General features: G+C 33.9%; 25 protein-coding genes. 10 read left to right on the top strand and 15 right to left on the bottom strand.

Annotation, left to right across the window (positions count from 1 at the left end; translation table 11 throughout):
* Positions 1–94 precede the first annotated feature (94 nt).
* From QMG60_RS14445 to QMG60_RS14410, 8 genes are all read right to left on the bottom strand, one after another.
* A complete protein-coding gene (locus QMG60_RS14445; RefSeq protein WP_281865382.1) occupies positions 95–2,119 on the bottom strand; it encodes a M56 family metallopeptidase in 2,025 nt (674 codons plus the stop codon).
* Positions 2,116–2,478, bottom strand: a complete 363-nt coding sequence (locus tag QMG60_RS14440) for a BlaI/MecI/CopY family transcriptional regulator (protein WP_057118251.1) — start codon at positions 2,476–2,478, stop codon at positions 2,116–2,118. The genes QMG60_RS14445 and QMG60_RS14440 overlap by 4 nt, the downstream gene beginning before the upstream one ends.
* A gap of 220 nt (positions 2,479–2,698) precedes the next feature.
* Positions 2,699–3,715, bottom strand: coding sequence for a cytochrome c peroxidase (locus QMG60_RS14435; RefSeq protein ID WP_281865381.1), 1,017 nt, complete (start codon positions 3,713–3,715; stop codon positions 2,699–2,701).
* Between the two features lie 61 nt (positions 3,716–3,776).
* Complete coding sequence (locus QMG60_RS14430) at positions 3,777–4,643, bottom strand: MbnP family protein (protein WP_281865380.1); 867 nt, start codon at positions 4,641–4,643, stop codon at positions 3,777–3,779.
* A gap of 41 nt (positions 4,644–4,684) precedes the next feature.
* A complete protein-coding gene (locus tag QMG60_RS14425; protein ID WP_281865379.1) occupies positions 4,685–5,062 on the bottom strand; it encodes a hypothetical protein in 378 nt (125 codons plus the stop codon).
* A gap of 5 nt (positions 5,063–5,067) precedes the next feature.
* Positions 5,068–7,047 (bottom strand): TonB-dependent receptor, encoded by a 1,980-nt coding sequence (locus QMG60_RS14420; protein WP_281865378.1) that lies wholly within the window; start codon positions 7,045–7,047, stop codon positions 5,068–5,070.
* A gap of 4 nt (positions 7,048–7,051) precedes the next feature.
* Positions 7,052–7,975 carry a hypothetical protein gene (locus tag QMG60_RS14415; RefSeq protein WP_281865377.1) on the bottom strand — a complete coding sequence of 308 codons (924 nt, stop codon included), beginning with the start codon at positions 7,973–7,975 and terminating at the stop codon, positions 7,052–7,054.
* Between the two features lie 317 nt (positions 7,976–8,292).
* On the bottom strand, positions 8,293–8,661 hold the full coding sequence (locus tag QMG60_RS14410) for a hypothetical protein (protein ID WP_281865376.1): 369 nt from the start codon (positions 8,659–8,661) through the stop codon (positions 8,293–8,295).
* 238 nt (positions 8,662–8,899) lie between these two features.
* Here QMG60_RS14410 and QMG60_RS14405 point away from each other — a divergent pair, with 238 nt between their 5' ends.
* Positions 8,900–9,109, top strand: coding sequence for a hypothetical protein (locus QMG60_RS14405; protein ID WP_057118259.1), 210 nt, complete (start codon positions 8,900–8,902; stop codon positions 9,107–9,109).
* A gap of 28 nt (positions 9,110–9,137) precedes the next feature.
* Here the strand turns inward: QMG60_RS14405 and QMG60_RS14400 are convergent, their stop codons facing one another.
* Complete coding sequence (locus QMG60_RS14400; RefSeq protein WP_057119811.1) at positions 9,138–9,605, bottom strand: response regulator; 468 nt, start codon at positions 9,603–9,605, stop codon at positions 9,138–9,140.
* A gap of 10 nt (positions 9,606–9,615) precedes the next feature.
* Positions 9,616–12,681 carry a PAS domain-containing sensor histidine kinase gene (locus QMG60_RS14395; protein ID WP_281865375.1) on the bottom strand — a complete coding sequence of 1,022 codons (3,066 nt, stop codon included), beginning with the start codon at positions 12,679–12,681 and terminating at the stop codon, positions 9,616–9,618.
* A gap of 330 nt (positions 12,682–13,011) precedes the next feature.
* On the opposite strand from QMG60_RS14395, the gene QMG60_RS14390 reads away from it, so the two are divergent.
* Both QMG60_RS14390 and QMG60_RS14385 read left to right on the top strand, forming a co-directional pair.
* Complete coding sequence (locus QMG60_RS14390) at positions 13,012–13,869, top strand: helix-turn-helix domain-containing protein (protein ID WP_281865374.1); 858 nt, start codon at positions 13,012–13,014, stop codon at positions 13,867–13,869.
* 109 nt (positions 13,870–13,978) lie between these two features.
* Positions 13,979–14,479, top strand: a complete 501-nt coding sequence (locus QMG60_RS14385) for a hypothetical protein (protein ID WP_281865373.1) — start codon at positions 13,979–13,981, stop codon at positions 14,477–14,479.
* A 100-nt stretch (positions 14,480–14,579) separates the two neighbouring features.
* Here QMG60_RS14385 and QMG60_RS14380 read toward each other — a convergent pair whose 3' ends face one another.
* The 5 genes from QMG60_RS14380 to QMG60_RS14360 form a co-directional block, all read right to left on the bottom strand.
* A complete protein-coding gene (locus QMG60_RS14380) occupies positions 14,580–15,335 on the bottom strand; it encodes a LytTR family DNA-binding domain-containing protein (protein WP_134141569.1) in 756 nt (251 codons plus the stop codon).
* Between the two features lie 10 nt (positions 15,336–15,345).
* On the bottom strand, positions 15,346–16,440 hold the full coding sequence (locus QMG60_RS14375; protein WP_281865372.1) for a histidine kinase: 1,095 nt from the start codon (positions 16,438–16,440) through the stop codon (positions 15,346–15,348).
* A 37-nt stretch (positions 16,441–16,477) separates the two neighbouring features.
* Complete coding sequence (locus QMG60_RS14370) at positions 16,478–17,524, bottom strand: beta-ketoacyl-ACP synthase III (protein WP_057118264.1); 1,047 nt, start codon at positions 17,522–17,524, stop codon at positions 16,478–16,480.
* 34 nt (positions 17,525–17,558) lie between these two features.
* Complete coding sequence (locus QMG60_RS14365; RefSeq protein ID WP_281865371.1) at positions 17,559–18,392, bottom strand: universal stress protein; 834 nt, start codon at positions 18,390–18,392, stop codon at positions 17,559–17,561.
* A gap of 260 nt (positions 18,393–18,652) precedes the next feature.
* The gene (locus QMG60_RS14360) at positions 18,653–19,396 is read right to left on the bottom strand and encodes an SDR family oxidoreductase (protein WP_281865370.1); all 744 of its coding nucleotides are present in this window, start codon (positions 19,394–19,396) and stop codon (positions 18,653–18,655) included.
* 327 nt (positions 19,397–19,723) lie between these two features.
* Between QMG60_RS14360 and kaiC the strand changes: the two genes are divergently transcribed.
* The 7 genes from kaiC to QMG60_RS14325 all read left to right on the top strand — a co-directional run bounded on the left by kaiC (position 19,724) and on the right by QMG60_RS14325 (position 25,383).
* Positions 19,724–21,400, top strand: a complete 1,677-nt coding sequence (kaiC, locus tag QMG60_RS14355; RefSeq protein WP_057118270.1) for a circadian clock protein KaiC — start codon at positions 19,724–19,726, stop codon at positions 21,398–21,400.
* A 1-nt stretch (position 21,401) separates the two neighbouring features.
* Positions 21,402–21,695: a circadian clock KaiB family protein gene (locus tag QMG60_RS14350; RefSeq protein WP_057118271.1), complete on the top strand. Its 294-nt coding sequence runs from the start codon at positions 21,402–21,404 to the stop codon at positions 21,693–21,695.
* Positions 21,696–21,698: 3 nt separating this feature from the next.
* Positions 21,699–21,998, top strand: a complete 300-nt coding sequence (locus QMG60_RS14345; RefSeq protein WP_057118272.1) for a circadian clock KaiB family protein — start codon at positions 21,699–21,701, stop codon at positions 21,996–21,998.
* A gap of 1 nt (position 21,999) precedes the next feature.
* Positions 22,000–23,256 carry an ATP-binding protein gene (locus QMG60_RS14340; RefSeq protein WP_281865369.1) on the top strand — a complete coding sequence of 419 codons (1,257 nt, stop codon included), beginning with the start codon at positions 22,000–22,002 and terminating at the stop codon, positions 23,254–23,256.
* A 1-nt stretch (position 23,257) separates the two neighbouring features.
* On the top strand, positions 23,258–23,662 hold the full coding sequence (locus tag QMG60_RS14335; RefSeq protein ID WP_057118274.1) for a response regulator: 405 nt from the start codon (positions 23,258–23,260) through the stop codon (positions 23,660–23,662).
* A gap of 123 nt (positions 23,663–23,785) precedes the next feature.
* Positions 23,786–24,121 carry a helix-turn-helix domain-containing protein gene (locus tag QMG60_RS14330; RefSeq protein WP_281865368.1) on the top strand — a complete coding sequence of 112 codons (336 nt, stop codon included), beginning with the start codon at positions 23,786–23,788 and terminating at the stop codon, positions 24,119–24,121.
* 188 nt (positions 24,122–24,309) lie between these two features.
* The gene (locus QMG60_RS14325; RefSeq protein ID WP_281865367.1) at positions 24,310–25,383 is read left to right on the top strand and encodes an ionic transporter y4hA; all 1,074 of its coding nucleotides are present in this window, start codon (positions 24,310–24,312) and stop codon (positions 25,381–25,383) included.
* Positions 25,384–25,582: the final 199 nt, after the last annotated feature.

Below are 25,582 nucleotides of genomic sequence, written 5' to 3'. Positions count from 1 at the left end.
TTTAATAAATAAAAAAGCCCATTCCTATTTGGTTTGGGCTTTATTTTGTCTTACAACTTGAGTTTTTTAACTAATTCAAATAATTAGTTTTCTTTTAATTATTAGCAAGAGCTTTCAATGCAACATATCGGTCTAGGCTTTTAAAATTATGGCCTTTTGCTTTCATTGATTTGATATAAGATGGTGTGGTGCCTGTTGCTTTTGCTCCAACGATATCTTCTAAATTTAGATCTTCAAAACCAAGACTTTTATATTCTTTTACCAAATCTGGCGTTATATCTTGTGATTTCAAAGCGATCAAATTTTCTGCCTCTATGTTTTGAAAACCAGCATTCTGAAAACTTTTTACGTACTCTGGAGTTACATTCAGTGATTTCATACCAATAAGATCACTGTTTGAGATATTTTTATATCCCAGCTTTTTAAAAGAATCAACATATGCTTTGTCAATATTTAATGCTTTAAATGCAATAATATCATCGTCGCTATTATCGTTGTCATTATTATTGCTGCTAACTTCTTTATCATTGCTATCGTTATTATTTTTAGCAGAGCGAAAATCACTAATATATTTGGCATCAATTCCCTGCGATTTTAATGCAATAATATTACCTGGACTAACATCCTTATACCCAGAACTGCGTATTTCTTCAATAAAAGCTTTATCTATTCCTAATGATTTGAAAGGAACAAGATTGTCTAGATCAATCTCTGGAATTGCTTTTTTTATAGAAGTAATATAAGCTTCATTTACATCTAAAGCCGCTAGGGGAATAACTTGATCTTTGTCTAAATCGGTATAACCATTTTTCTTAAGCATCTGTACGTAAGACACTTTCACGTTTATCATAAAGAAAACCAAAAGATCATTGTCATTTGCAAGCTCTACTCCTTCTTTGCGCATTGCTGTGCTGTAATCTTTGTTTGCAGTAAATTTATAAGTTCCCATTCCTCTGTCTCCTTCAAATTTTCCTGTAAAATACATCGTTCCTGCTTCACGCGTCAATGTAAATTCTCCTTGTTTGTCTTTTGGAAGATTACTGATTTCACTCAATTGAAAAGTACTGGAAGAATTATTCTCATCACTTTTAAAATTGATTTCTATAGAATTGCCTTTAATGGTAGCAAACCAGTTTCCGTCTGTTTTCATTCCGTTTTGAATGGCTGTTTCTTTTTGTGCTTCCCCTTTAGAATTTAGGGTTTGACTTTGCGCTGCCGGTTGATTAAAAAGGCAGGCAAAAAGCACCATTAGCGGCACTAGGAAAAAATATTTCCAAGTGGTGTGCACATTTGATTTTTTTGAGTTCATCATGATGATTCGTTTTTTTAATAATGATTGATTATAATTGGTTGTAAGACTCAATGGAAATTGCGGCGCAGCAACCTGCAGTAAGCTGAACTGATAACTTTCTTTTTCAACGTTATCTTGTTGCAGCATTTGATCGTCTGTTAAAAATTCTAGATTGGTCTCTAGGGCTTTTCTCCATTGCCAAGCAAAAGGATTAAACCATTGAAAGATCAGCACAATCTCGGCAAGCAGCAGATCGATAGTGTGTTTCTGTTCGATATGAATTTTTTCATGAAGCAAAATCTGGCTGTAGGTTTCCCATTCGTATTTTTCAGGATTAATAAAAATATTATTGCCGAAAGAGCACGGAGCTTTATCTCCTGTTATTTCCACAATACGAAATTTACCATCTTGAATAACCGATTTAGAATTGGCCCTAAATAGTAATATAACAGCCTGCATTAAAAAATTAAGTCCAAATATTACGACTCCAAACCAGTACAAATACACCAAACACTTTAATAAGACATCAACATTGATTACTTGTTTTGTCTGTTCTGTAAGTGTTGGCTGAACTGTAGGCTCTTTTACTGCTGTTGAAGTAAGATTTTCAACTGGAGCTTTGACAAGTGTAATGTTCTTTTCGGCATCAATTTTTCTAAAAGACAATTGCTGAGGAACTGGAACTAATGGCAGAATAAAAGCCAGTACCATACAAGACAACAGTATATATCTGTTTAAATGAAAAAAAGTTTCTTTTTGCAAAAGCAGTTTGTAAAACGCAAAGCAAGCCGAAAGAATAAGTGCTGTATATAAAATATAAGGTATCATATTTTTTCTTTTTTAATGATGCTGACGATTTCATCCAACTCCTTTTCTGAAAGCTTTTGTTCTTTTGCAAAAAAGGCTAGCATTCTCGGATACGAATTATCAAAATACTGACTTACGATATCCTTTAAAGCAAATTGCTGGTATTCTTCCCTGCTGATTATTGGAAAAAAGCAATGCATATTTCCAGCAGTTTCATAATTCAAAAATCCTTTTTCTGCAAGTATCTTCACAATTGTGGCTACACTATTGTAATGTGGCTTTGGATCTGGCAGCAATGGAATAATATCTCTTATAAAGGCTTTATTCAGATCCCAAAAAACCTGCATGATCTGTTCTTCTCTTTTGGCTAATTTTATCATGGTTGAATATTTTGATGCAAGATACTACTAATTAATTAGTAGACAAACTAATTCTTTAGTTTTTTAACTAATAAATTAGTTTTTATATGAAAACCATAGTAATTACAGCACAAAAAAAGGCATTAAAAAACAAAACAAATAATTGATTTTCAATATTTAAATAAAAAAAAGCTAAACTTTTCAGTCTAGCTTTTTCGTTCATTTCGAAATCTAAATGCAGTTAGTTCTTAACAAAATCAGTATCACTTAAGGTTTTCATAAAAGCGATAAGATTGATTTTTTCTTGTTCTGTAAGCGGAATTCGTTTGCCATTTTCTTTAAAAATTGGATCTAAATTTTCTGCATCTAACACTCCACTATCAAAATAATCCAAAACAGATTCTAAAGTTGCAAATTGTCCAAAACTTCCATAAGGAGCTGTATATTCTATATTTCTTAACGTCGGCACACGAAAACTCATAAAATCAGCAGCAATTCCAGTAACCCTGCCACGCCCTGCTTCATTGGTGTCGGTGTTTAAAGGAAAACCAATATTTCTAAAACTCTGATCTGTAAACAATTCTGAACTGTGACAACTCGCGCATTTTTGCTGAAAGGTTTGATAACCCTGCAATTCGCTTTCTGTAAAAGATGCCGTATTTCGTTTTACTTTATCATATTTGCTGTTAGCAGAAATTAAAGTGTATTCAAATTGTGCAATACTTTTATAGATCCTTTCAGGAGTAATACTCTCATCTCCAAAGGCTTTTTGGAACAAATCTTTATAAACGGCATCATCTTTAATTTTACCTATAACTTCTAAAATAGAGGAATCCATTTCTTCGTGCGTTATAATAGGCACTAACGTTTGCGTTTCCAGCTGCAGTTTACTTCCATCCCAATTGTAAAATTTCATAAAAGCCAAATTTTGAATGGATGGCGTATTGCGAAGTCCAATTCTGCCTTCAATTCCAACTGCTTGTGCATGCTGGTCTGTAAAAGCATTTGCTTGAATATGACAACTTGAGCAGGAAATGGTATTATCTGCGCTGAATTTTTTTTCTGAGAAAAGCTTTTCACCTAATTCCACACCGTATTTAGTCGGCTTGTTTAGACTTACAAAACTATTTAGTTCTGGAAATCCAGACGGAATATTCAGCGAAATTTCAGGATTATCAATAGAAATCATATCCGAATCATCGCTGTTACATGACGCAAACAATAATAATAGAGATATGAAGCCGGCTATTTTTTTCATTATAAATAATTTAAAACAGAACCGCCAATTCTTAAATTAAGACGGTTCTGAAAATATGATTTTAGTTTTCTACACCTGTAACAGAAAACATTCCTGTAATATCGCTTGAACCATTTCCTCCGAAATTATCAACAAATTTTACCATTTGAGCAGCTGTATGAATATTTGGAGTTGCGTTGTCGGCATCTCCTGTTCCAGTAGATAGCGTAATTGTATTTGTTTTTCCGCTTAACATTTTATCAAAATCAGCTTTAATTTTGATTTTCGGAGCTTTGCTTCCAACAACTGCATTTGTTGTCAAGTTTAAAGTAATATCTCTATAAGCATTTACACCTTGCGTATAACTGCCTGCAGTTCCCTGTACAGTACTTCCTGTGTGAATAGACATTGTTTTATTATCAGTATCATAAAAGCCTTCTACTTTTGTAAAACGGTAGCCGCTTCCCCATTCCCACATCATTGCGGTATCGTTAGCGCCAGCTGCAGCATAGAAATTTGGAAATCTTGCTTGGTCTAAAGTGTTTTGTTCTGGCTTAATACCCAAACCAAATTTAATCTGCTTATAAGTTGCAGATGGCACATTACTCAAAACATAATTTAATGTTGCCGTTTTTGATTGATCGATAACTGTTGCGCCTTTATCCAAATCATTTACATTATATGGAACTTCATCTCCATTATCTTTTACAAGACGGATATTACTAATCACATATTTTAATTCTGAAAAATGATGTACCTGCCCAGCCGCAGAAGTATTTGTCGTTGCAGAAGTTGAAGTTGCAGCACCTAAAACAATAGTCGTATTCTTAAAAGTGTTATTGAATTCTAACGTTACATTGTTTGCAACAGGATTATCATCATCACTTGAACACGATACAAATGCCAATGAAGCGATTGATAATAATAAGTATTTTTTAAAATTTTGCATTTCTTTTTAATTTAATTTTTGTATTTCTATTATTAATGAGATTAGGTAATACCAAATAAAATAGGCGGCGGTACAAAAATTTCAAGACAAGGCTCAACTAAATCCAATTCTTTATAAGTCAATATCTCATTAGAATTTATAGGTTTTAAAACAGGGACTGCAAATTGGAAATTAGATATTAAAGTGATATCGATTTTCTTACCGATACTGGTAAGTTCTAAATCGGTGTTTTCTGATTTTTCTAATTCTTTCTTTAAATGACATTTACCGTGACATTGTAATTCTGGTTTGGCTTTGTTGACGCAAAACTCTTGTTCAATATTCTTCTGATTGAGTTTAAAATGCACAATAATCAATGCCTGCTGGAAAGAAACCAGCAGAAACAGCATTGTCATTGTGAAACTAAAAACTTTTTTCATTTTTATTAGAAATTGAATTTTAAAGAGGTAAAAACATTACGCCCCATTCTCGGAATATTTCCCCAGTCTGCATAAGTGCTATAATATTCATTTAATAAATTTTCTGCTCCAACCTGCACAACGCTTTTTACTTTATTGATTTTAAAAGAATAATCGGCAGAAATATTCCAGATTGTGTACGCAGATGTCAAGTCTTCTCCGTATTCCGGGCTGTAATTAATCTGCTCAAAATCACCATTTACAGAAGTTTGAATTCCGAAATTTTTATGCATAAAATGAAGTGAAGTCTGATAACTCAACGGACGAATAAAAGGCAGATTTTCTCCTTTATCATCCATTCCGCGTGCGTAAGTCAGCGTTCCTTTCCAATGCAGATGCGGTAAAATATCATAACTGGCATTCATGGACATATTTAAAAGCGTTGCATTGTCTAAAGAAGTATAACCTTTTACTCCAACGGACTGATAATTCATCGGACTTCCCATGCTTAAAATCCTTCCAATGATGTAATTTTCAATGTAGAAGTAATTTATTTTTCCTTGAATACTTAACCTTTCGTTTTTAAAACCTGCACTTGCATTTCCTTCGTATGAAATCTCATTTTTCAAATTAGGATTTCCGATATAATCGTAACGGTCAAAACTATTGTAGATATAGTAACCGTAACCTTCAGAAACAGAAGGCGCTCGATGTCCGTAACCTGTTCCTACAGAAAAATTAAAATGATCAACATCCAGATTATAACCTGCATGTAAACTAGGCAGGAATCTTGTTTTTTCCTGAGGCGCTCCAGGATGAAAAATCCAGTTGAATTCTACATATTTGGAATAATTGTAATTTACGCCTAAAGAACCTCCTAAATTTACCTGGCTTTTCTCTGATAGATCCCAAGAATTATTCATCGAAAGTCCTGCATAACGAGTTGTTACCCACGGCCAGCTGTACGCAAACATGGTTCTTTTGCTTCGATCCTGCGGATACATTCGCATTTCTGCAATTGATAAATTATCGTAGGCATTCAACTGTATTTCAGAAGAATAACTACCTTTTTTTGCATTGGCTTTAGAAACCAGACCATAAGTCGTGCTCCATCCCGGCATATCCATATGAACTAGATTTTCTGGACGAGTGGTGTCATCCATATAATGCTCGATTGCGTTGAAATAAATCTTTGTATCTACAACTTTTATTAAACCTTCTTCAAATAATTGCTTATAAGAAGCCGATGTGATAAGAGCACGCGAAAGCGATAAATCCATTGGCAGCGCTGGATATCCAACATCTTTTGCCATATCAAAAATCGCATCCAATCTTACTGAGGATAAATCAGTTGTTTTATAAGCAAAACCTAATGAGGTGTTGAATTTTTTATATTGTGAATGTTTGACTTCATCATTATTTCCATCATAATAATCATCAGCTTTTCGATAAGAGATGCTTCCTTCTGCCACAAATTTTTCTCCAGAATAAGCCACATTTCCAAGATTAAAAAACTGTTTGTTATTAAATTCGAATCCGCTTTGGTAGACTCCATTCCACTTTTTAGCGAGACCAAAAGGAGTGCTTTTTCTTTTTAAATCTATACTTCCCGCAACAGTTGCACCGTGTAGGCTTCCTTCCTGCCCTGATTTTATGTCAATGGTAGAAAGATTATTACTCTCTACATAAGACGTTATTGGGTCCATTTTATCCGTACAAGCTCCAAAAACGTGCATTCCGTCAATTGTAACGGTAGAACGTTCGGAACTCATATTATTGAGCAGCGGTTCCCACGCGTAAGCCCCACGTTTTATAAAACTAATATTATCTGATGATGACAAAAATTCGTCAACTGAAACCGCCATTTTCATTTCGGTCTCGATTTTCTTTTTGGCTGCGTTTTTTACTTGTACTTCTTCTAAGTTTTTTATGCTGTCGTGATGAACGTGCACATTTTGAGCAGTTACAGACATTCCTAAAAAAAGTAACATTACTATATATTTCATGTTTTTAAAATAATGTATCAATATAAAGTTCACTTTTCACGCCTTCAACTCCAGGCGTAAAATCTGTAGGAACCACAGTTCCTTTTATGATCAACCCATTTTGATTCATCATTATTAAATTCAAAGTCCAGTTTCCCGTCATCGTATAATTCACAACTCCGTGATATAAACCATCATTTTGCTGTGTCAAATCCTGATTATTGGGCGAAGAATGATTTCCCATTGAAGGCTCTGGCATTCTTGGATCTAATTTTAAAGTATAACCAGTCACTTCTGAATAAGAAAATTGCGAAGGATCTGGAAAAGTTCCACCTGCATTAGCCGGTTTATTGTATTTGTAAATACCTGCGACTAATTTATTTTCAGAAACGGTAGGTTTTTGCGGCGAAACTAATGCAATCACATATTGCTCGTTATCTTTTCCTGTAAAAGTGGTCATATTGAGGTTTTTATTACTTTGCTTTTCAACCGAAATATCTTTATTCACTTCATATTTCTGATTATCGGCAGTAAAACTCACATACAATTTCCAGCTGTTTGCTGCGGCGCTTTCACTTGTAAATACAGAATATCCAGCGAAATATTTATTAGCCATATCGTATTGCAGATTATACTCATGCGGACATGACATTTTGCTTCCGTCTGTATTGCTCATGATTGGTAAAAAAGTTACTTCAGATGCGCTTACATTTTGATTGGTCTGCGTATTTGTAATTTTCAAATGAAGTTCATTATACCCTTTATAAAATGTTCCGTTTAAAGCTTCAATACTTATTTTATAAAGACCGCTGGTTAATGAAACCGCTTCTTTAAATTCATAATATTCTGGAACTTGAGAACCTATTTCAGCTTCGTAATCTGTTTTATCGATTGTACAGGAAGTAATTACACACAATAGTGCAATGACTAAAAATTTAAAAGATTTCATTGTAATGAATGTTAGAAAACTGTTTAAAACACAGCATAAAGCAGTCAGATTTCGAAAATCAAAAAAGCGGAAGTGCTGTGAAGTTTGAATGTGTTTTTTAATTGAAATAATACATTTCAGGGTATATTTATTCAATTATTGAATAGAGATCAATGATTTCTGTAGAAAATAATATTTGCAGATGTACGTGTACGTTAAAAACTCAATTGTAAATTCATATCATATGAAAAATACTACCACAAGTGTTTTATATCATTAAATATGAATAATGATATAATTTCTAAACAAAATTAAAACTGAAATATTGATCTAGTTAACTAGACTGGAGGGTGAAAAGTAAGATTAGAAGCCGAAATTGGTTTCTTTTCGAATAAAGTAGAAGTATTTTCTTTTGATTCAATAACGGGAACAATGTCAAAGCTAATTTCTGGAGAGCTTTGAACGTAAATTAGCTCTAATTTGTCTTTTAGGCTGTCCTGCATTTTTCTTTCGTTATCAGAGTATTTTTTGATGCTTTTTTGAAGTTCGCATCGGCCATTACAACTATTAAATGCCAGTTTACGCTGTACACAAATTGTTTTAGCTATTTCTTTCTGATTGATTTTAAATGAAGCATATACGAACAAGCCGCCAAATGATGGCGATAAGATTAAAATCGAAAGTGCTATTATAATTACCCTTTTCAACTGCTTGTTGTTCTATTTTGGCAACAAAAATACATACTATTTTGTATTTATTTTAACTAAAAGTGTTTTTTATAATCTAAATTAATTTTGAGGATAAAAATATTGCGATTTAGTTTACATAAAACTATTGATTAAAAGAACGTTATGTGATAATTTGATAACAAATTACAATTATTATGTAACTAATTCGTCTTAGGTCTTTTTACTTTTGACATACTTAACTTAATATTTTACAGCCATGGAAACTCCCGTAATCAACAATAGTAAAAGAAACTTTATATGCACTACAATTCTGTCTAAAGGAGACAATGACGAATTGGTATTCACAAGATCTTATCGCGGAGATTGGGGACATTGGGATGATAAAATTGAAACTACTACCCAATCTGATATCGAATTAGATAATACTGAATTAGACACAGCAGCTAGTGAACAGCAAATGAGCTAATTATATTTTGTGACGGAAATATTAAAATTTACAAATTATTATCGTCACAATTAAAAACATGTTTAAAACCATTTTCTTGTAGAGTTACAACTACATCTTTAAGTCCATTGTCAATATTTGAAGTAATGGAACGGAGAACGTGTTTTAAATCACTAAAACTATTTGGTTTGACAAAATAACAAACTGCACCTAATTTTGATGCGGTCTCAAGATCATTTTTATGGGATGAAGTTGAGATCATGATAACGTGTATGTCTTTATAACGGCTATCTGATTTTAAGTGCATAAGACAATCCCATCCATTCATTATTGGCATGTTTAAGTCTAGAAAAATGACACTTGGAAGTTCTTTCAATCCGTCCAGTATTCTCAAAGCATCGCTGCCATTCACAGCGCAATGACATATTATACTTTCATCGATATCTGCTAATGCTTCACAGAACATTTCTGTGTCATCCATATCGTCATCAGCCAGTAAAATTATTTTTTGATCCATTTCTTTAATATTAAATATCATTCTCATTTTGCTCAAATGGCAATGTAATAACAAATACAGCTCCTTTACCTACAGTACCATCAGCACTAATTGTGCCGCCATGGCGTTCTGCAATTTTTTTACAAAGTGACAATCCTAAACCTGTACCTTCGTAGCTGTCTTTAGAATTTAAACGGGTAAATGTCTCAAATATTCTTTCGGCTTGACTCTCATCAAACCCTATTCCGTTGTCTTCTAGTGTAATTACAACCCAATTTTTATCTAATTTAATAATTTTTTCTGAAGAAATTTTTATTTCTGGGGGCGTACCTTCTTTTGCAAATTTAATAGAATTATTGATGAGATTGTAAAAAAGCTGATAAAGTAAAACCGATGCTCCTTCTAAAACTGGAAGATTGTCATGATAGATTTTTCCGCCTGTTCTCTGCAGTGAAACTTCTAAATCTGTTTCGATATTTTTTATAACTTCATTTAAATCTACTAATGCCGTTTTCTGTGAATCTGCATTGATTTTAGAATATGCTAATACACCATCGATCATATTAAACATACGCTCTGCCGCTACATTAATTCTGCCAATATATTTAGACGCAGGCTCATCTAACTGATCTTGTAAATGATCTTCAAGTCGGCCCACAAATGTCTTAATTTTTCTAACTGGTTCCTTTAAATCGTGCGAAGCGACATGGGCAAACTGCTGTAAATCTTCGTTAGAACGCTGTAATTCCTTGGTGCGGTCTGCTACCAAAAATTCTAATTTTTCTGTGATTGTCTTTTGTTCATGAATATCGGTACAAGTACCAAACCATTTACTAATAACTCCAGTTTTTTCTTTAATTGGAACAGCTTTACTTAAAAACCATCGATATTCTCCAGTGTTCCCATTTTTCAATCGGAATTCTGTTTGATAAAAATTCCCCGATTGAACACTTTGATACCAATTCTCGAGAACAAATGTCACATCATCTGGATGTATTTTTGGCACCCAGCTTAGATCTCCATATTCATCTACTTCAAAACCAGTATATTCATACCAGCGTCTGTTGTAATAATCTATATAACCATCTGGATTACCAGTCCAGATAATTTGAGGAACAAGGTCTGCAAGCTGCCTGAATTTCTCTTCACTTTCTTTGATAACCTGTTGCAGCTCTTTTTGCGAAGTAATATCACTCGCAGCACCAAACCACTCAATTATATTATTTTGATCGTCTAATATTGGAACTACTCTCGAAAACGTCCAGCCTACAGTACCGTCTGGAGCAATAGTTCTATGTTCAAGTTCGAATATACTTTTCTCCGCAATAGATTTAGCGATAAGGTTCATTACCTTTTCACGATCATTTTGATGAATAAAATGTTCTAACCATTTTGATACAGGTTCTTCAGAATCTGAAAGAGAACCTCCTCCATCAAGACTTCGCATGATTTTCCAATCGGCATCTATTTGATATACTACATTTGATGCTGCATTTACCAAAGCTCGAAAACGACTTTCGCTTTCTTCCATTTTTTGTCTGGCTGTAACTTGCTGTGTAACATCTATTGCTACCTGGATCATTCCTGTTATCTGTCCATTTTCCAGCAAAGGACGATATGCTAAATTATAATAGTATTTTCCTAATTGACCAGTGCGGTTATGCACAACAAGCACTTCACTTTGATCAAAAGGGATTCCTTTAAAATACACATTTTTAACCTGTTCCCACACGTATTGTCCCTCAAGCTCAGGAAGAACGGCAATTAATGGCATTCCAATAATTTCGTATCCGCGACCAATTAGTTCAAGCATGTGTTTATTAATCTGCTCAATAACCAAATCGTCTCCTTTTAATACTAATGTTGGAGATGGGGTCTGATCGATCATAGATTTTAATCTGCTTTCGCTGTCTTCTAGTTTTCTTCTGGAAAGTACTTGCTCTGTTACGTCCAATGCAACATGTAAAACCGCCGAATTCCCATCTGAATCTTTAATACAATCATAAGAAAAATTGAAATATCGACGTTCCAGAATACCATCTATTACTAAATCTACAGGCTGTTCTTCTCCACGAAAAGGTACTCCTGTTTTTTGAACATTAATAACAGTTTGAAGTGCTGGCTGTCCTAAAAGTTCTGGTAAGGCATCAATCATTTTTTTTCCGAGTACCTCATCTGGATTGGTTTTGTTCATGAATTTGAGCATCGGCTTATTAATTGTTTCAATAATAACTTCCTCTCCTCTAGACAGTAACATTGCTATTGGCGACTGCTCAATCATATGGCGAAACCTATTTTCGCTTTGCTGACGTTTTTCTTCTGCCTGTTTTATTTCGGTTATATCTCTGGTTGTTCCTGCAATGGCTTCAACTTCGCCTTTTTCGTTAAAAACTGGGGCAAAAATATAGTCATAAATACGCTTTCCTAGTTCTGCATGAGGAAAAGACACTGTTCCTCGGATTGATCTTTTTTCAGCGGCTACAAAATCAATTTCCCTTTCGTGCATCAAGGCATGCCATTCTTCATAACCATTTTCTCTTAAACCCAGACCAATAGAATCTTCTGCAGATTTCCCCCACATTGTCAATAAAGCTTTATTGGCATAGGTAAATTTATAGTTGAGATCAAAAACATAGACTAAATCGGGTGTATTATTTATAACAGAATCGTATAGACGTTTTTGTTTCTCAGCAGCAGTAAGTGCATTATTTAAGGCTATTTCTGCCTGTCTTTTTTCTGTAATATCCTCTGTGGTAACTACAAGTAACTCTCCTTGTTTTGTGGCAGTAAATTTAAACCAGTGTATGGTTTCATCACTTTCGTACCACTGCTCAAAACTGGCAGTCAGGCCGTTTTCGGCTGTTTCGATAAACTTTTGAAAAATATCGCTTCTGTTTACGTTAGGAAAAATTTCGCTGTAATTTTTATCTTGATAGCCAGAATCTTCAATCCAGTTAAACATATAAGTATTGAGTAAAACAATTGAAAAATCTTTTACTCGGCCTTCATCATTATACAAAGACTTTAGAACTACAATACCATTTGGCACAGAGTTAAAAACGGTTTGAAAAAGCTCTAAATTATGTATTAACTCCATTGCTGCTTGTAATGTCTAGACGTTTCGTTTAGAACTTTATAGGTTATCGATTTAAGGTGTGTTTATGCTATAAGTTATTAAAATATTTGGCAGTACTTCAAAATCAAAACAATTCAAAATTATAATGATTTCGGTTATAGATTAAAATCTGCCAGCTTCCTTAATCAAATATAAGAAAAAGCGACCTTTTATACTAAAATTTTATTAAATAATAATTTTCTTTATTCCTTCATTTTAGTAGTCAATTCTGACGAGATTTTAGTGCCATTCTAATCAAATCAATTAATTATATTTGAATGCAAAGTAAAATCCCGGCAAAGCTTCATAGAAATGAGCAAAATCAGCACTTATTCACTCGAACATCATAAAAGTTTGTTTACACACGAAATTAATCCAAAAGACTATTTCTATGTGCAGATTCAAGATCATCCTTATATAGATGTTCCCTATCGTGCAGAAAGTTACGCAATTGAATTTCTTAAGAAAGGGAGCATTATAATGCAGACGCGACTGGATAAAATTGTTATTGAAGCGCCTGCAATACTTGCGATTGGTCCAAATGTTATTAGAAGTTTTACCAAAAACAGCGAAGAAATTTTAATGGATATTATATTTTTTAAACCTGAGTTTTTTCTCGAAAGCCAGAGTAATATCTTCTTTCTTTCTCAATTTGATTTTTTCGAAAACAGCGATATGCATGTATTTCCTTTGGAGAAAAAAACAAAATCAAAATTCGAAAAGCTTTTTAATTTAATTAAAGAAACAGTCAGCGTCGAACATTTTCATCAAGCTTCTATTTTGAGAAGTTATTTGTACATTCTCATATTTGAACTGGATACTATAAAAAAAGCTTTTTCCAATAAAGAAATCCAAAATCCTTTGTTCGAAAAATTTAAAGAGCTTGTAGCGAAAGATTTTACAAAACATCGATCTCCCACATATTACGCAGATCATTTAAATGTGACTCGAAAATATCTTTCTGAAGTAATTAAAAACAACAGTGGTAAAACGACACGCGAATGGATTGATAATATGGTAATTCTCGAAGCTAAAGTTTTACTTCATAATAAATCATTAACCATCAATCAAATAAGTGATACTTTAAACTTTTCCAATCAATCTGTTTTTGGAAAATTCTTTAAAACCCAAACGGGAATTTCTCCCTTAGAATACCGAATCAACAATTAGATTCGAACTGACTTTCTGACCAACATATCAGACTTTTAAACCTTTATTTATATAACAAATTATAGCAGTTTTGCTAAATAACAATTCAAGTATATAAATAAAAGAAATCATGTCTAAAAAAGCGCAATTTGTAGTTATCATAATGGAAACGGCTTCTTGGATGGAAAGCCAGGCTCAAAAGTTTTATGCTGCTTTATTTCAATCAGATGAAGAAGGAGAAAGATTCGCTGCTAAAAACCTTTCTATTTCAGAACTTTTTAAAGTTCAAAATGATTTTAATATTGAAGTTTTGATGGTTTATGAAAATGAAAATCCATCGTCTTTCATACAATTAAATTCCTCAAGGATTTTTAATGAAAATATCGAAGCAGAAAAACCAATTTGTGTGGAATACATTGTTTATTCAAACACAGAAGAAATTCTATTGCTTACCGATCGTGCAGAAGTCATTGCCAAACAAAGAAAAAACGATTTAATCTGGGTAAAACTATTTGAATTTGATAGTATTCTAAAAAAAACTTTAGAATCGAACGGCTACGAAAAATTTGATTTCGAGGAAAATGAAATCAATTCCAAACAAATCTATCTAAAAAAAGCTATCCAAAACTAAAGAGTTAAATTCATAAACCTTTGAACCTTTGCCGCTCTGCCCCTTTGAACCTCAAAACCTTAGTTCCTCAGAACCTTAGTCCCTCAGAACCTTAAAAAAATCACCTATCCATCCACTGCTTAAAAAAAGGTGTTTTTTCCCTGCTGATAATTACTTCGCGTTCTGGATCTAATTTCAATTGAATTTTAAGTTTGGAATTAAAATAATTGGCAATAGAATAAATGCTTTCGGCACGAATAAAAACCTTTCTGTTGGCCCTAAAAAAGATATTCGGATCTAATTCATGTTCCAATTCTTCCATGGTCTGCGGAATAGCAATTACTACACCCGATTTTAGAAACAAATTACTCGTTTTAAACTCAGAATACACAAAATCAATATCCGAAACATCTACGCTTTTATAGCCGTCACGATAAGTAACCAAAAAGCGTAATCTGTATTTTGGTTTGTGAATCAGCTCTTTTATGATTCCGGCAATATTAGGAACGCCAATTTCTTTTTGGGCTAAAGATTTGAATTTGCTTAAAGCATATTCCAGTTCGCTTTTCTCAATTGGTTTCATCAAATAATCGATGCTGTTTACCTTAAAAGCTCGAATGGCATATTCATCATAAGCCGTCGTAAAAATAACTGGACAAGTAATGTTGATTTCTTCAAAAATAGAAAAGCTTAATCCGTCTGCCAATCGAATATCCATAGTAATTATATCTGGAGCAGGATTTGACTGCAGCCACGCCACAGTATCTACAACCGTATCGATAATCCCTAGAATTTCACAATTGGGTTCCAATTCCTCGAGCAGTCTTTTTAAACGGTTGGCGTTTATACTTTCATCTTCTACAATTAAAATCTTCATATTCCTTCCTCTAAATTAATGGCAGACGTGCATAATAATTTCCGTTAGACTCGCAAAAATCTGGCATTCGGTCAAATAATATTTTATACCGAAATTCTATGTTTTTATTTCCAATTTTGGTAGAAGTCAGGCTTTTTCCAGCAGTTCGCTGCAAGTTATTTCGAACTATAATATCTTTCAAATCGGAATATACCAAAATTGTAAGCGGACAAGCTAAAGTCGCCATATTATGTTTTACAGCATTTTCAACCAGTAATTGCAAAGTCAAAGGTGGTAAATGAAGTCCCATACAAGATTGATCAACCTGTATTTTTAAATCGATTTTTTCTCCAAGTCTTTTCTTCAAAAGATAAAAATAGGCGTTTAAAAACTCTATTTCTTCTTTTACACTTATGGTATCTTTATTCAAGTTAGAAATCATGTAACGATAAACCCTTGTAATATTTTCTAAAAAAGAGGCGGCTTCGTCTTGATTTTCATAAATTAACTCCGTCAGCGTACTGAAATTATTGAAAATAAAATGCGGATCTAACTGTAATTTTAAAGATTCGAGTTCAGATCTCGTAACCGCTTCCTGCAGTTCTGAAGCTTTGATTTTTAATTCGGCTGTTTCTTCAGAATTTAGACGCCATCTATTCAATAAAAATATTCCAGTATGAATAGCGCTTATAAACAGCGAAATAATAGCAGCCATAATTTTTGACTGCCAAATGATAACCAATTCATTTTCTTCAAAATCTATACGGGGATATAGATAATCCCACAGACAGAAAAAAAGATAATTTAAAAGAATATTTCCAGCTATTAGACATATAAATTGTGCTATAGCCCTAAAAACTGGATTTTGGTCCCAGCGTATGTAATAATTTAATTTTCTGCCGACAAAAAGAGTAAGCTCGGTAAGTATGGCACAATACAATAGAATAATGAAAATATCGAAAGTCTGATCTAAGTCCAGCAAACCTTGATCTTCAAAATTTCTATAAGGATTTAAAAAGTAATAGGAAGACAAATACACTAAAAAAACAGCTGGAATTACTATAATTCTGTAGTATTTATAGAAAAAATTCTTTCCTGATTTTTTATTTTGTTTTTGTCTTCCCATTAAATATAACTTTTCGAACAGAAATGCTGTTATTGCATTAATGCTCCACTAAAACATTCTCGTTTACAGTTACTGTCTTAATAGTTTTAACGGCTTTCTTTTCGCGCATAACACCCCATTTTAAACAAGTTGCTCCCCACGAAAATCCTGCGCCAAATGTAGTAATCAATAAATTCTGACCTGGTTTAAAGTCTTCTTTAAAATCCCATAAACACAACGGAACTGTTGCAGATGTTGTGTTTCCGTAACGGTGAATATTCACTTTTACTTTTTCAGAATCGATATTAAGGCTTTCGCTTACTGCGTTTATGATTCTTAAATTAGCTTGATGCGGAATTACCCAGTCAATTTGTTCTGCGTGTAATTCATTTTTAGCCAAAGCATCTTGCGAAACCTGACTCATAGAAGCAACTGCTTTCTTAAAAACAAAAGCACCTTCTTGTTTTAAATAATTGGTTCTGTGCAAAAGGCTCTGCATTGAAGTTGGATTTCTAGATCCTCCTGAAGGCACTAATAATGAAGATGTTCCGCTTCCGTCTGTCTTCAAAATAGTTTTCATTAATCCGTTATCCGATTCTGTTTTTTCTAACAAAACTGCTCCTGCTCCATCACCAAAAAGAATACACGTATTTCTGTCTTCATAATCTACGATCGAGCTCATTTTATCTGCTCCAACGACAATTATTTTAGAATAACGTCCGCTTTCGATCATATTTGCTCCCATTTCCAGCGCATATAAAAAACCGCTGCAAGCCGCATTCATGTCAAATCCGAAAGCATTTGCAAGACCGCTTTTTTCACATACAATACTAGCAGTTGGTGCCAAAATATGGTCGGGAGTTGCTGTTGCCACAAGCAAAGCTTCAACCTCTAGACGGTCTACATTATAATTTTCTAAAAGGTTCTCAATTGCAGCACTGGCAAGGTCTGAGGTTGCTGTGTTACAATCTGCAATTCTACGTTCTTTTATTCCAGTTCGTTTTTCGATCCATTCTTCTGATGTATCAACGGTTTCTGAAATTTTTTTATTGGTTAGGATTGATGATGGTACAAAACCACCTATAGCTGTTATAACTGCATTCATTTGTTTGGAATTTTTAACGGGTACAAAAATAACACTAATAATTCGGAAACGATAATAATGGGATGTCTAATCCTGCTGCCATTATTCTGGTTTTACTTTTATGAACCAGAGAATCCCAAAAACCATATTTTTGGGGTACCATAACTAAAATATCAGCTTCATAACTTTTAATTTCTTTCTTTATCTCATTAATCACAGCATTTGAGCGGACTGTTTTATAGAGATATTTCACTTCTTCAAACTCTTTTTCGAGCGTTGAGTTTAATAAAATTCTATTCTGTTCTTCTTTAAGGGCATCCAATTTCTCATCAACACTGAAAAATTCAATTTCAGCCCCAAGATTTCCGATTACTCTTTTCATCCAGCTGAACTTTTTAATAGCCGAAAAACCTAAAGCATCGCACGCGTAAAGTACTCTTTGTACATTTTCAAAGCGAGCTTTTTCTGGAACTGCTAAAACTGGAATATTTAAATTCTTAATGATTGATGTTGTGGTATTTCCTAGCAATTCCTGCTCAAAAGAACGTTCTGCCATTCCCATTACTACTAAACTGGCTTCAGTTTGAGAAATTATAGATGGAAGTTCGTCTTCTAAAAAGGAGAAATTACAGATCGAATTCACCTCGATTTTAAACAGATCGGCAATTTCTTTCCCTAAAGTTTCAAGTCTCGAAGCAGCTTTCTCTATTTGTTTCTGCATGGCGTCTGCAGTTATGTGCGAATTAGCGCTGTGCACGCTCAAGGAAAACGAATTAAATAGAACTAATTTTGCCCCAGTAGCTTTTGCAAGTCCCGCAGCATAATTAACCGCATTATTTGCTATAGCCGAAAAGTTGGTAGCAGCTATTATAGTAAGTGGTGGAATCATAAAATTGGATTAAAGTATTTGTTCTGCAAAATTGCCCAATTAAACGCTTCACTATTTTTTTTACTCACCGAAGAATCATTTTTCAATACCCAACCGTAAATTTTCGTTTCTGAAAATATGGGTTTCAAATGTTATAAGCGTATATTATTGGGGTTGGGGGTTTGTTTTTTTACTTTCTAATCAAGCAAGAAAAAGAATATTGGTTCTATAAAAGAGCCTGCATCAGCAAGCTCTTTTTTCATTCATTAAAAACTAAAAAATTATCCCAAACTCATCCCACCATCCATAATGAAATCAGCACCAGTAATAAAAACCGCAGCATCACTACTCAAAAAAGAAACCATTTTAGCGACATCTTCTGCCCTTCCCATTTGTTTGAGCGGGACTTTTTCTATTACGACATCCATAATACCTTCAACGGTGGCTTCGTCTAGACCTACTTTGTTCATGACTTCGGTTTGGGTTGGTCCTGGGCTTACTGAATTTACTCTGATTTTTCTTGGCGCTAATTCTAATGCCGCCGATTTCATTACTGAATTCAAAGCCGTTTTACTTGCTGAATAAACGGAAGATCCCGGCCCAGGCATACTCGCTGTATTCGAAGAAAGAAAAACTACTGAAGCGCCGTCTTTCAGAATCGGAATAAATTTGCTGAGCGTGAAATAAGCTCCTTTAAGATTGATATTCACAATATTGTCAAATAGTTCTTCTGTGGTTTGTTCGATTGTTCCTAAACCTGCAATTCCAGCATTGATAAATAAAATATCTACCAAACCAAAATTAGCTTTTACCTGAGCGGCCAGGTTTTCGATATCCGAAATATTTGATTGATCTGCTGTAATGGCAGTAACATTTAATTCTGAAGCTGCTTTTTCTATCGCTTTCTTTCTTCTTTCTGTAATAATAACCTGCGCACCCTGCTCTTTTAATTGTTTGGCTGTAGCATAACCTATTCCGCTGTTTCCGCCCGTTATTACTACAATTTTATTATCTAAATTGTCCATTTGTATGTCCTTTAAAATTAATAAAGCAAAGATAAATTCAAATTGGTATAACTTTGTAACCAGTATCATAGAGTATACCAGATATGGATTTTAACAGTAAAACAGCAACAAAAAATCAATTTTATTCAAAACGGAGAATTTAGTGTTAAATATCTACTAACTATAATGCCGTTTTTAGGTTAAAAAAATCCGATTTATTTAGATATTTCATTCATTTATCTTAATTTATTTCTAAAACTTCATTAAACAGCTGTTAAAAGTTAACAAGAATTAATTGAAAATCTTCGAAGAAAACGTATATTTGAGATAACACAGAATTATATTATCGTGCAAGAAAAAACAAAATCACATAGTTTTATATTTCCAAAAACTCCAACTGGAGTCGACGGACTAGACGAGATTACAGGTGGCGGCTTTCCTAAAGGACGTCCAACTTTAATTTGCGGTGGTGCCGGATGCGGAAAAACATTGTTGTCTATGCAATTTCTTATTAAAGGAATTACAGATTACAATGAACCTGGAGTTTTCATGTCTTTTGAAGAACCTTCGGATGACCTTACTTTAAACGTTAAATCGCTTGGCTTTGATTTAGAGCAGCTTAAAAAAGATAAGAAACTTGTAGTAGATCATGTTCGTGTCGAAAGATCGGAGATTGAAGAAGCAGGTGAATACGATCTCGATGGCCTTTTTATTCGATTAGGTCATGCCATCGATTCTATAAAAGCAACACGTGTTGTTTTGGATACGATCGAATCTCTATTTGCAGGTCTTGATAATCAGGCGATTCTTAGGGCCGAATTGCGAAGATTATTCCATTGGCTCAAAACGAAAGGTGTAACAGCAGTTATTACAGGAGAACGCGGTGAAGCAACGTTAACCCGCCAAGGTTTGGAAGAATATGTTTCGGACTGTGTAATTGTTCTCGATCATCGTGTAATTGAGCAGGTTTCGACCAGAAGACTTCGAATTGTAAAATATAGAGGTTCAACGCATGGAACAAACGAATATCCGTTTTTAATTGATGAGGATGGAATTTCGGTTCTTCCTATTACATCATTAAAATTGGACAACGAAGTTTCATCAGATGTAATTCCGACGGGCGTTCCTGGATTGAACGAAATGTTTAATGGCGGCGGATTCTACCGTGGCAGCAACATATTAGTTTCTGGAACGGCTGGAACGGCAAAAACTACAGTGGCTTGTTATTTTGCCAATGAACAGTGCCAAAAGAACGAAAAAACCATTTACTTTGCGTTCGAAGAATCGCCCCAGCAATTGGTTCGCAACATGAAGTCAATTGGGATTGATCTGGACAAACATATCAAGAAAGGCATTTTGCAAATTCATTCGTCACGTCCATCATTAAATGGTCTTGAACTGCATTTGCTTACGCTGCGAAAATTGATCAAAGATTTTCAGCCAACAACTATTATTATTGATCCAATTAGTAATTTAATTACGGTCGGAAGTGAACAAGAAGTGAGATCTATGCTCGTAAGACTTATTGATATGCTTAAAGCAAATAATATTACGGCATTGTTTACATCTTTGAACAAACAGACGGATAATTTTAGACCTGATCTGGCAGAAGAATCTGTTTCGTCATTGGTAGATACTTGGATCACAGTTCGTGATATGGAAGGTGTAGGCGAAAGAAACCGCGGTATCTTTATTATTAAGGCCAGAGGAATGGGGCATTCTAATCAGGTTAGAGAATTTGTTATAACCGGCAACGGAATAGAATTATTGGATGTAGAATTAGGACCACAGGGAATTCTGACTGGTGCTGCGAGAAAATCACATCAATTCAAGAAAACTATTTCTGATATTAAACTTCAAAACGAAATTAGCCGAAAAGACAGGGAAATTGAACGTAAACGCAAAGTCCTTGAAGCTAATATTGAAGCTTTAAGAAACGAATTTGAATCGGCAGAAGAAGAATTAAGCATCCTGAAAGCAACAGAAGAATTACAGGCTAAATTATCTTCTAACAAAAACAAATAAGATGAAAAAAGAAGTAGCCGAATGGCAATTATTGCTTTACATAGCAGGGCAAACGCCAAAATCGATCAAAGCACTTGAAAATATAAAAAAGTATGCCGAAGAACATCTTAAAGGAAAGTACAGCATCGAAATTATCGATTTGCTGAAGAATCCGCAATTGGCAGAAGGCGATCAAATTTTGGCTGTACCTACTTTGGTGAGAAAATTTCCTGAACCAATACGTAAAATTATTGGAGATCTTTCTAATGAAGAAAGAGTGCTTGTAGGACTTAATATCAAACCTATAACTGCTTAAATTATGGAAGATTCATCTGATGGCACTAGTACAACCAAACATAAATTCATACTTTTTGTTTCAGGTATGTCTGTTAAATCAGGACATGCAATCGAAAATTTGCGCAAAATCTGCGATACATACCTCACAGATAATTATGAATTAGAAATAATAGATATCAGCCGTGATAAAGAGCAAGCCGTGATTCATCAAATTGTAGCTATTCCTACATTGATAAAAACGCATCCAGAACCTAAAAGGATTATTTTAGGGGATTTATCAGATAAAGAAAAAGTATTGTACATACTTAATATAAGCGAATAATTTGGAAGACAACAAAAAAAATATAAACGCATTATTAGCAGAAATTGAGTCGCTAAAGGAAGAACTTTATGAGTCAACCAGCATCATTAATGCTATAAAGCAGGGAGATGTCGATGCGCTGGTAGTAAGCAGCAATGGAGTTCCTGAACTTTACTCTCTCGAAACTGCAGATTATACCTATCGTCTTCTTATTGAAAAATTTGGACAGGGCGCGCTGAGTATTTCAAGAAACGGACTTATACTCTACTGCAATGAGTATTTTTCTAAATTGGTCGGAATACCGTCTGAAAAAATAATTGGAAATTATCTTAATGAATATTTTGATAATCCAGAACAGTTTACTCAGTTAATTGAAGCGCTTCGTTATGGCATTACCACGCATGAGATTCTTTTAAAATCAGATAATGTTGAGAAGACTTTCCCTGCATATATCGCTTTAACAGATCTTGAGCCTTCTGTGGAAGCTATTGGAATCGTGATTACCGATTTAACCGAGAAGAAGAAACACGAAGAAGCTTTAATTCGGCATCAGAAGGAATTAGAAGAAAAAATACACGAATTGAATAAAACAAACCGTAATCTGGAGGAATTTATTCACGTAATCTCACATGACCTTAAGGAACCGCTTCGAAAAATTGTGATGAATACGGGCAGAATCGACGGAAGTTATTTTAAAGAAGCAGACACGAAAGCGATAAACGTTATGAAATTATCTGCCCTTCGATTGAATTCGCTGGTGGACGATTTAGTTTCGTATTCCTCACATACCGCGCAGGAAGAACGCACAGAAATAAACCTGAAATCTGTAATTTCTGAAGTAATTGAAGATTTTGAAATCATAATTTCTGATAAAAATGCGAAAATTAAAATTGGAAAATTACCAATCATTAAAGCTTCCAGAGTTCAAATGAGACAGCTTTTTTCTAATCTGATCTCAAACGCCATTAAGTACGGCAAAGCCAACACTCCACCAGTAATAGAAATTTTTCAGGAAGAAAATTTAAATTCTGAAATACCAAATCAAAATAGTAAATTTGTAAAAGTTCAGGTAAAAGATAACGGCATTGGAATGGAAAAAAGTCATTTGCTGAAAATTTTTATCATTTTTCAGCGTCTGCATGCCCGAAATGAATATTCAGGAAACGGTATCGGTCTTGCCATCTGTAAAAAGATTATGGAAAACCACTCTGGAAATATTACCGTAGAAAGTAAATTGAACGAAGGCACAACATTTAATCTTTACTTCCCAATCTTATAAAATGCCAGAAAAAAATAATTTACATATCATAATCGCCGAAGATGACATTGATGATGCTGATGTTATCACAGAAACTTTTACAAAAAATCCACATTTCAGCAAAGTAAGCCTTGTGGCTAATGGCGAAGAACTGCTGAATTACTTAAAAAATACTTCAAACGAAAGTCCGGACGTTATTCTTACCGATATCAATATGCCTATTATTGACGGAATTGAAGCTTTACAGGAAATTCTGAATACCAATGAATTGAAAAACATTCCGTGTTTCGTTTATTCGACAAGTATAAATCCTTCATACAAGGAAAAATGCGATGATCTGGGCGTAAAAGCCTATCTTATTAAGCCGTATTCTTTTGAAGCTTTCGCGGAAATCCCAAAAACTATTTTAAGTATTATTGAAGCTTAATTTCATTTTTTATCCTGAAGAAAGCTTTTCTTTTCCATTATTTTAGGATTAGAGAACAAATTTAAACCGTAAAATGGTATAACTTTGTAACCAATTATTTTTCCTAATTTAATGGAACTTAGTATGGAAAGAAATCAAAAAGAAGAAGTACAAGCACTTCAAGATACATTACACGTTTTGGGCGGTAAATGGCGACTGCCAATTATCAATTCAATCTGTAACGGAAATCATCGTTTTAGAGAAATCGAACGCAGTATTCCGGGAATTACTACACGCATGCTTTCGAGAGAACTCAAAGAAATGGAACTCAACATGCTGATTAAAAGAACCAAAGACCGCGATGCCGAAATTCAGGTCAAATACGAATCAACACTCTATTGTAAATCATTTGGTCCTGTTATCGAAGAAATGATAAAATGGGGAAAATCGCATCGAGAAGAAATCATTAGAAAATCCTAAAAATACCTTTAGTCCTTTATCGTAAATTGACCATTTTTGAATCAAAAAACATCCAAATGAACTTAAAAAGTACTTAAAAATGTAGTTTTTTAATGAATTACAGCTATAAAAGCCCTATATTACATAAGTAAAAAGCCGATTCTGTTGGCCCTATCGGCGCTTATTGCTATAATTTTAAAAAACACAAAATGAAACAATTATTACAATGGACCATCATTATTCCAATTTTATCGTGGGTTCTTTTTTTTAGCGGACTTGTAGACAACAGCAGTATCTTTCAAATTATTGCCAGCATTTTGCTTATTCTTAGCGTTATGTCTGCCGTACATCATTCTGAGATCATTGCAGAACGTGTTGGAGAACCTTACGGAACGATTATTTTGGCTATATCAATAACTGTTATTGAAGTTTCAATTATCGTGTCATTAATGATTTCAGAAGGATCAGAAGCTGCATCTTTAGCCAGAGACACGGTTTATGCCGCAACAATGCTTATTTTAAACGGTATTATAGGATTGTGTCTTCTTATTGGAAGCATCAAACATTACGAACAGAATTTCTCAACCTCTTCTGTAACTATTGGTTTAGTTTCGCTGATTTCTATAATCGTATTTACGTTAGTATTTCCCACTTTTACCGAAAGTGTTCACGGTTCTTATTACTCAAAGCCACAGCTTATATTTGCGTCGATTGCATGTCTGGTTATTTACGGTTCTTTTTTGTTCGCACAAACCAAAGGCTACCGACAGTATTTTCTAACGAACGGAGCTGATGATGAGTCTAAAACACATCCAATTGAAATCAATAATAAAACATTTTATACAAGTATGGTTTTTCTTTTGGTTAGTTTAGGAATCGTCGTATTACTAGCCAAAACCCTATCACCAACTATTGAAACTATTATTATCGGTTACAATCTTCCCAAATCTTTAGTTGGGGTAATCATTGCGATAATTATTTTGTTACCAGAAGCTATTGCAGCCATAATCGCAGCGAGAAAAAATAGACTTCAAACGAGTTTAAATTTAGCTTTAGGTTCTGCCCTCGCAAGTATCGGATTAACAATTCCAAGTGTTGCGGCGGTTTGTATAGCCATGAACATGCCGATTGTTTTAGGACTTGATATTAAATCTATTGTACTTTTGGCTCTATCGGTTTTCACCGTAATGCTGTCTTTAAGCAAAGGAAAATCCAACATTGTTTATGGAGTTGTGCTTCTAGTGAATCTATTTGCGTTTATGTTTCTTATGATTTATCCTTAAATGCTTAAATGCTTAAACACATAGAAACATAAAAATAAACTTTAAATACTTTTTCAAAATCAAAATAAGCGTATTTTTCACACATAAAAAGTATCACAATAAAGACTAAAAGTGAACTATTTTACTCCTTACTTTTCAGCATTTTTCTCTAACTTAGCGCTCTACATTTTGAAATGTAAGATTAAAACAAACTTGTTTT

Source organism: Flavobacterium sp. GSB-24 (assembly GCF_027924665.1).
In the GTDB taxonomy this organism is placed as follows: domain Bacteria; phylum Bacteroidota; class Bacteroidia; order Flavobacteriales; family Flavobacteriaceae; genus Flavobacterium.
The sequence above is the reverse complement of the archived record's forward strand: the minus strand, read 5'-3'. Positions and strand labels throughout refer to the sequence as shown.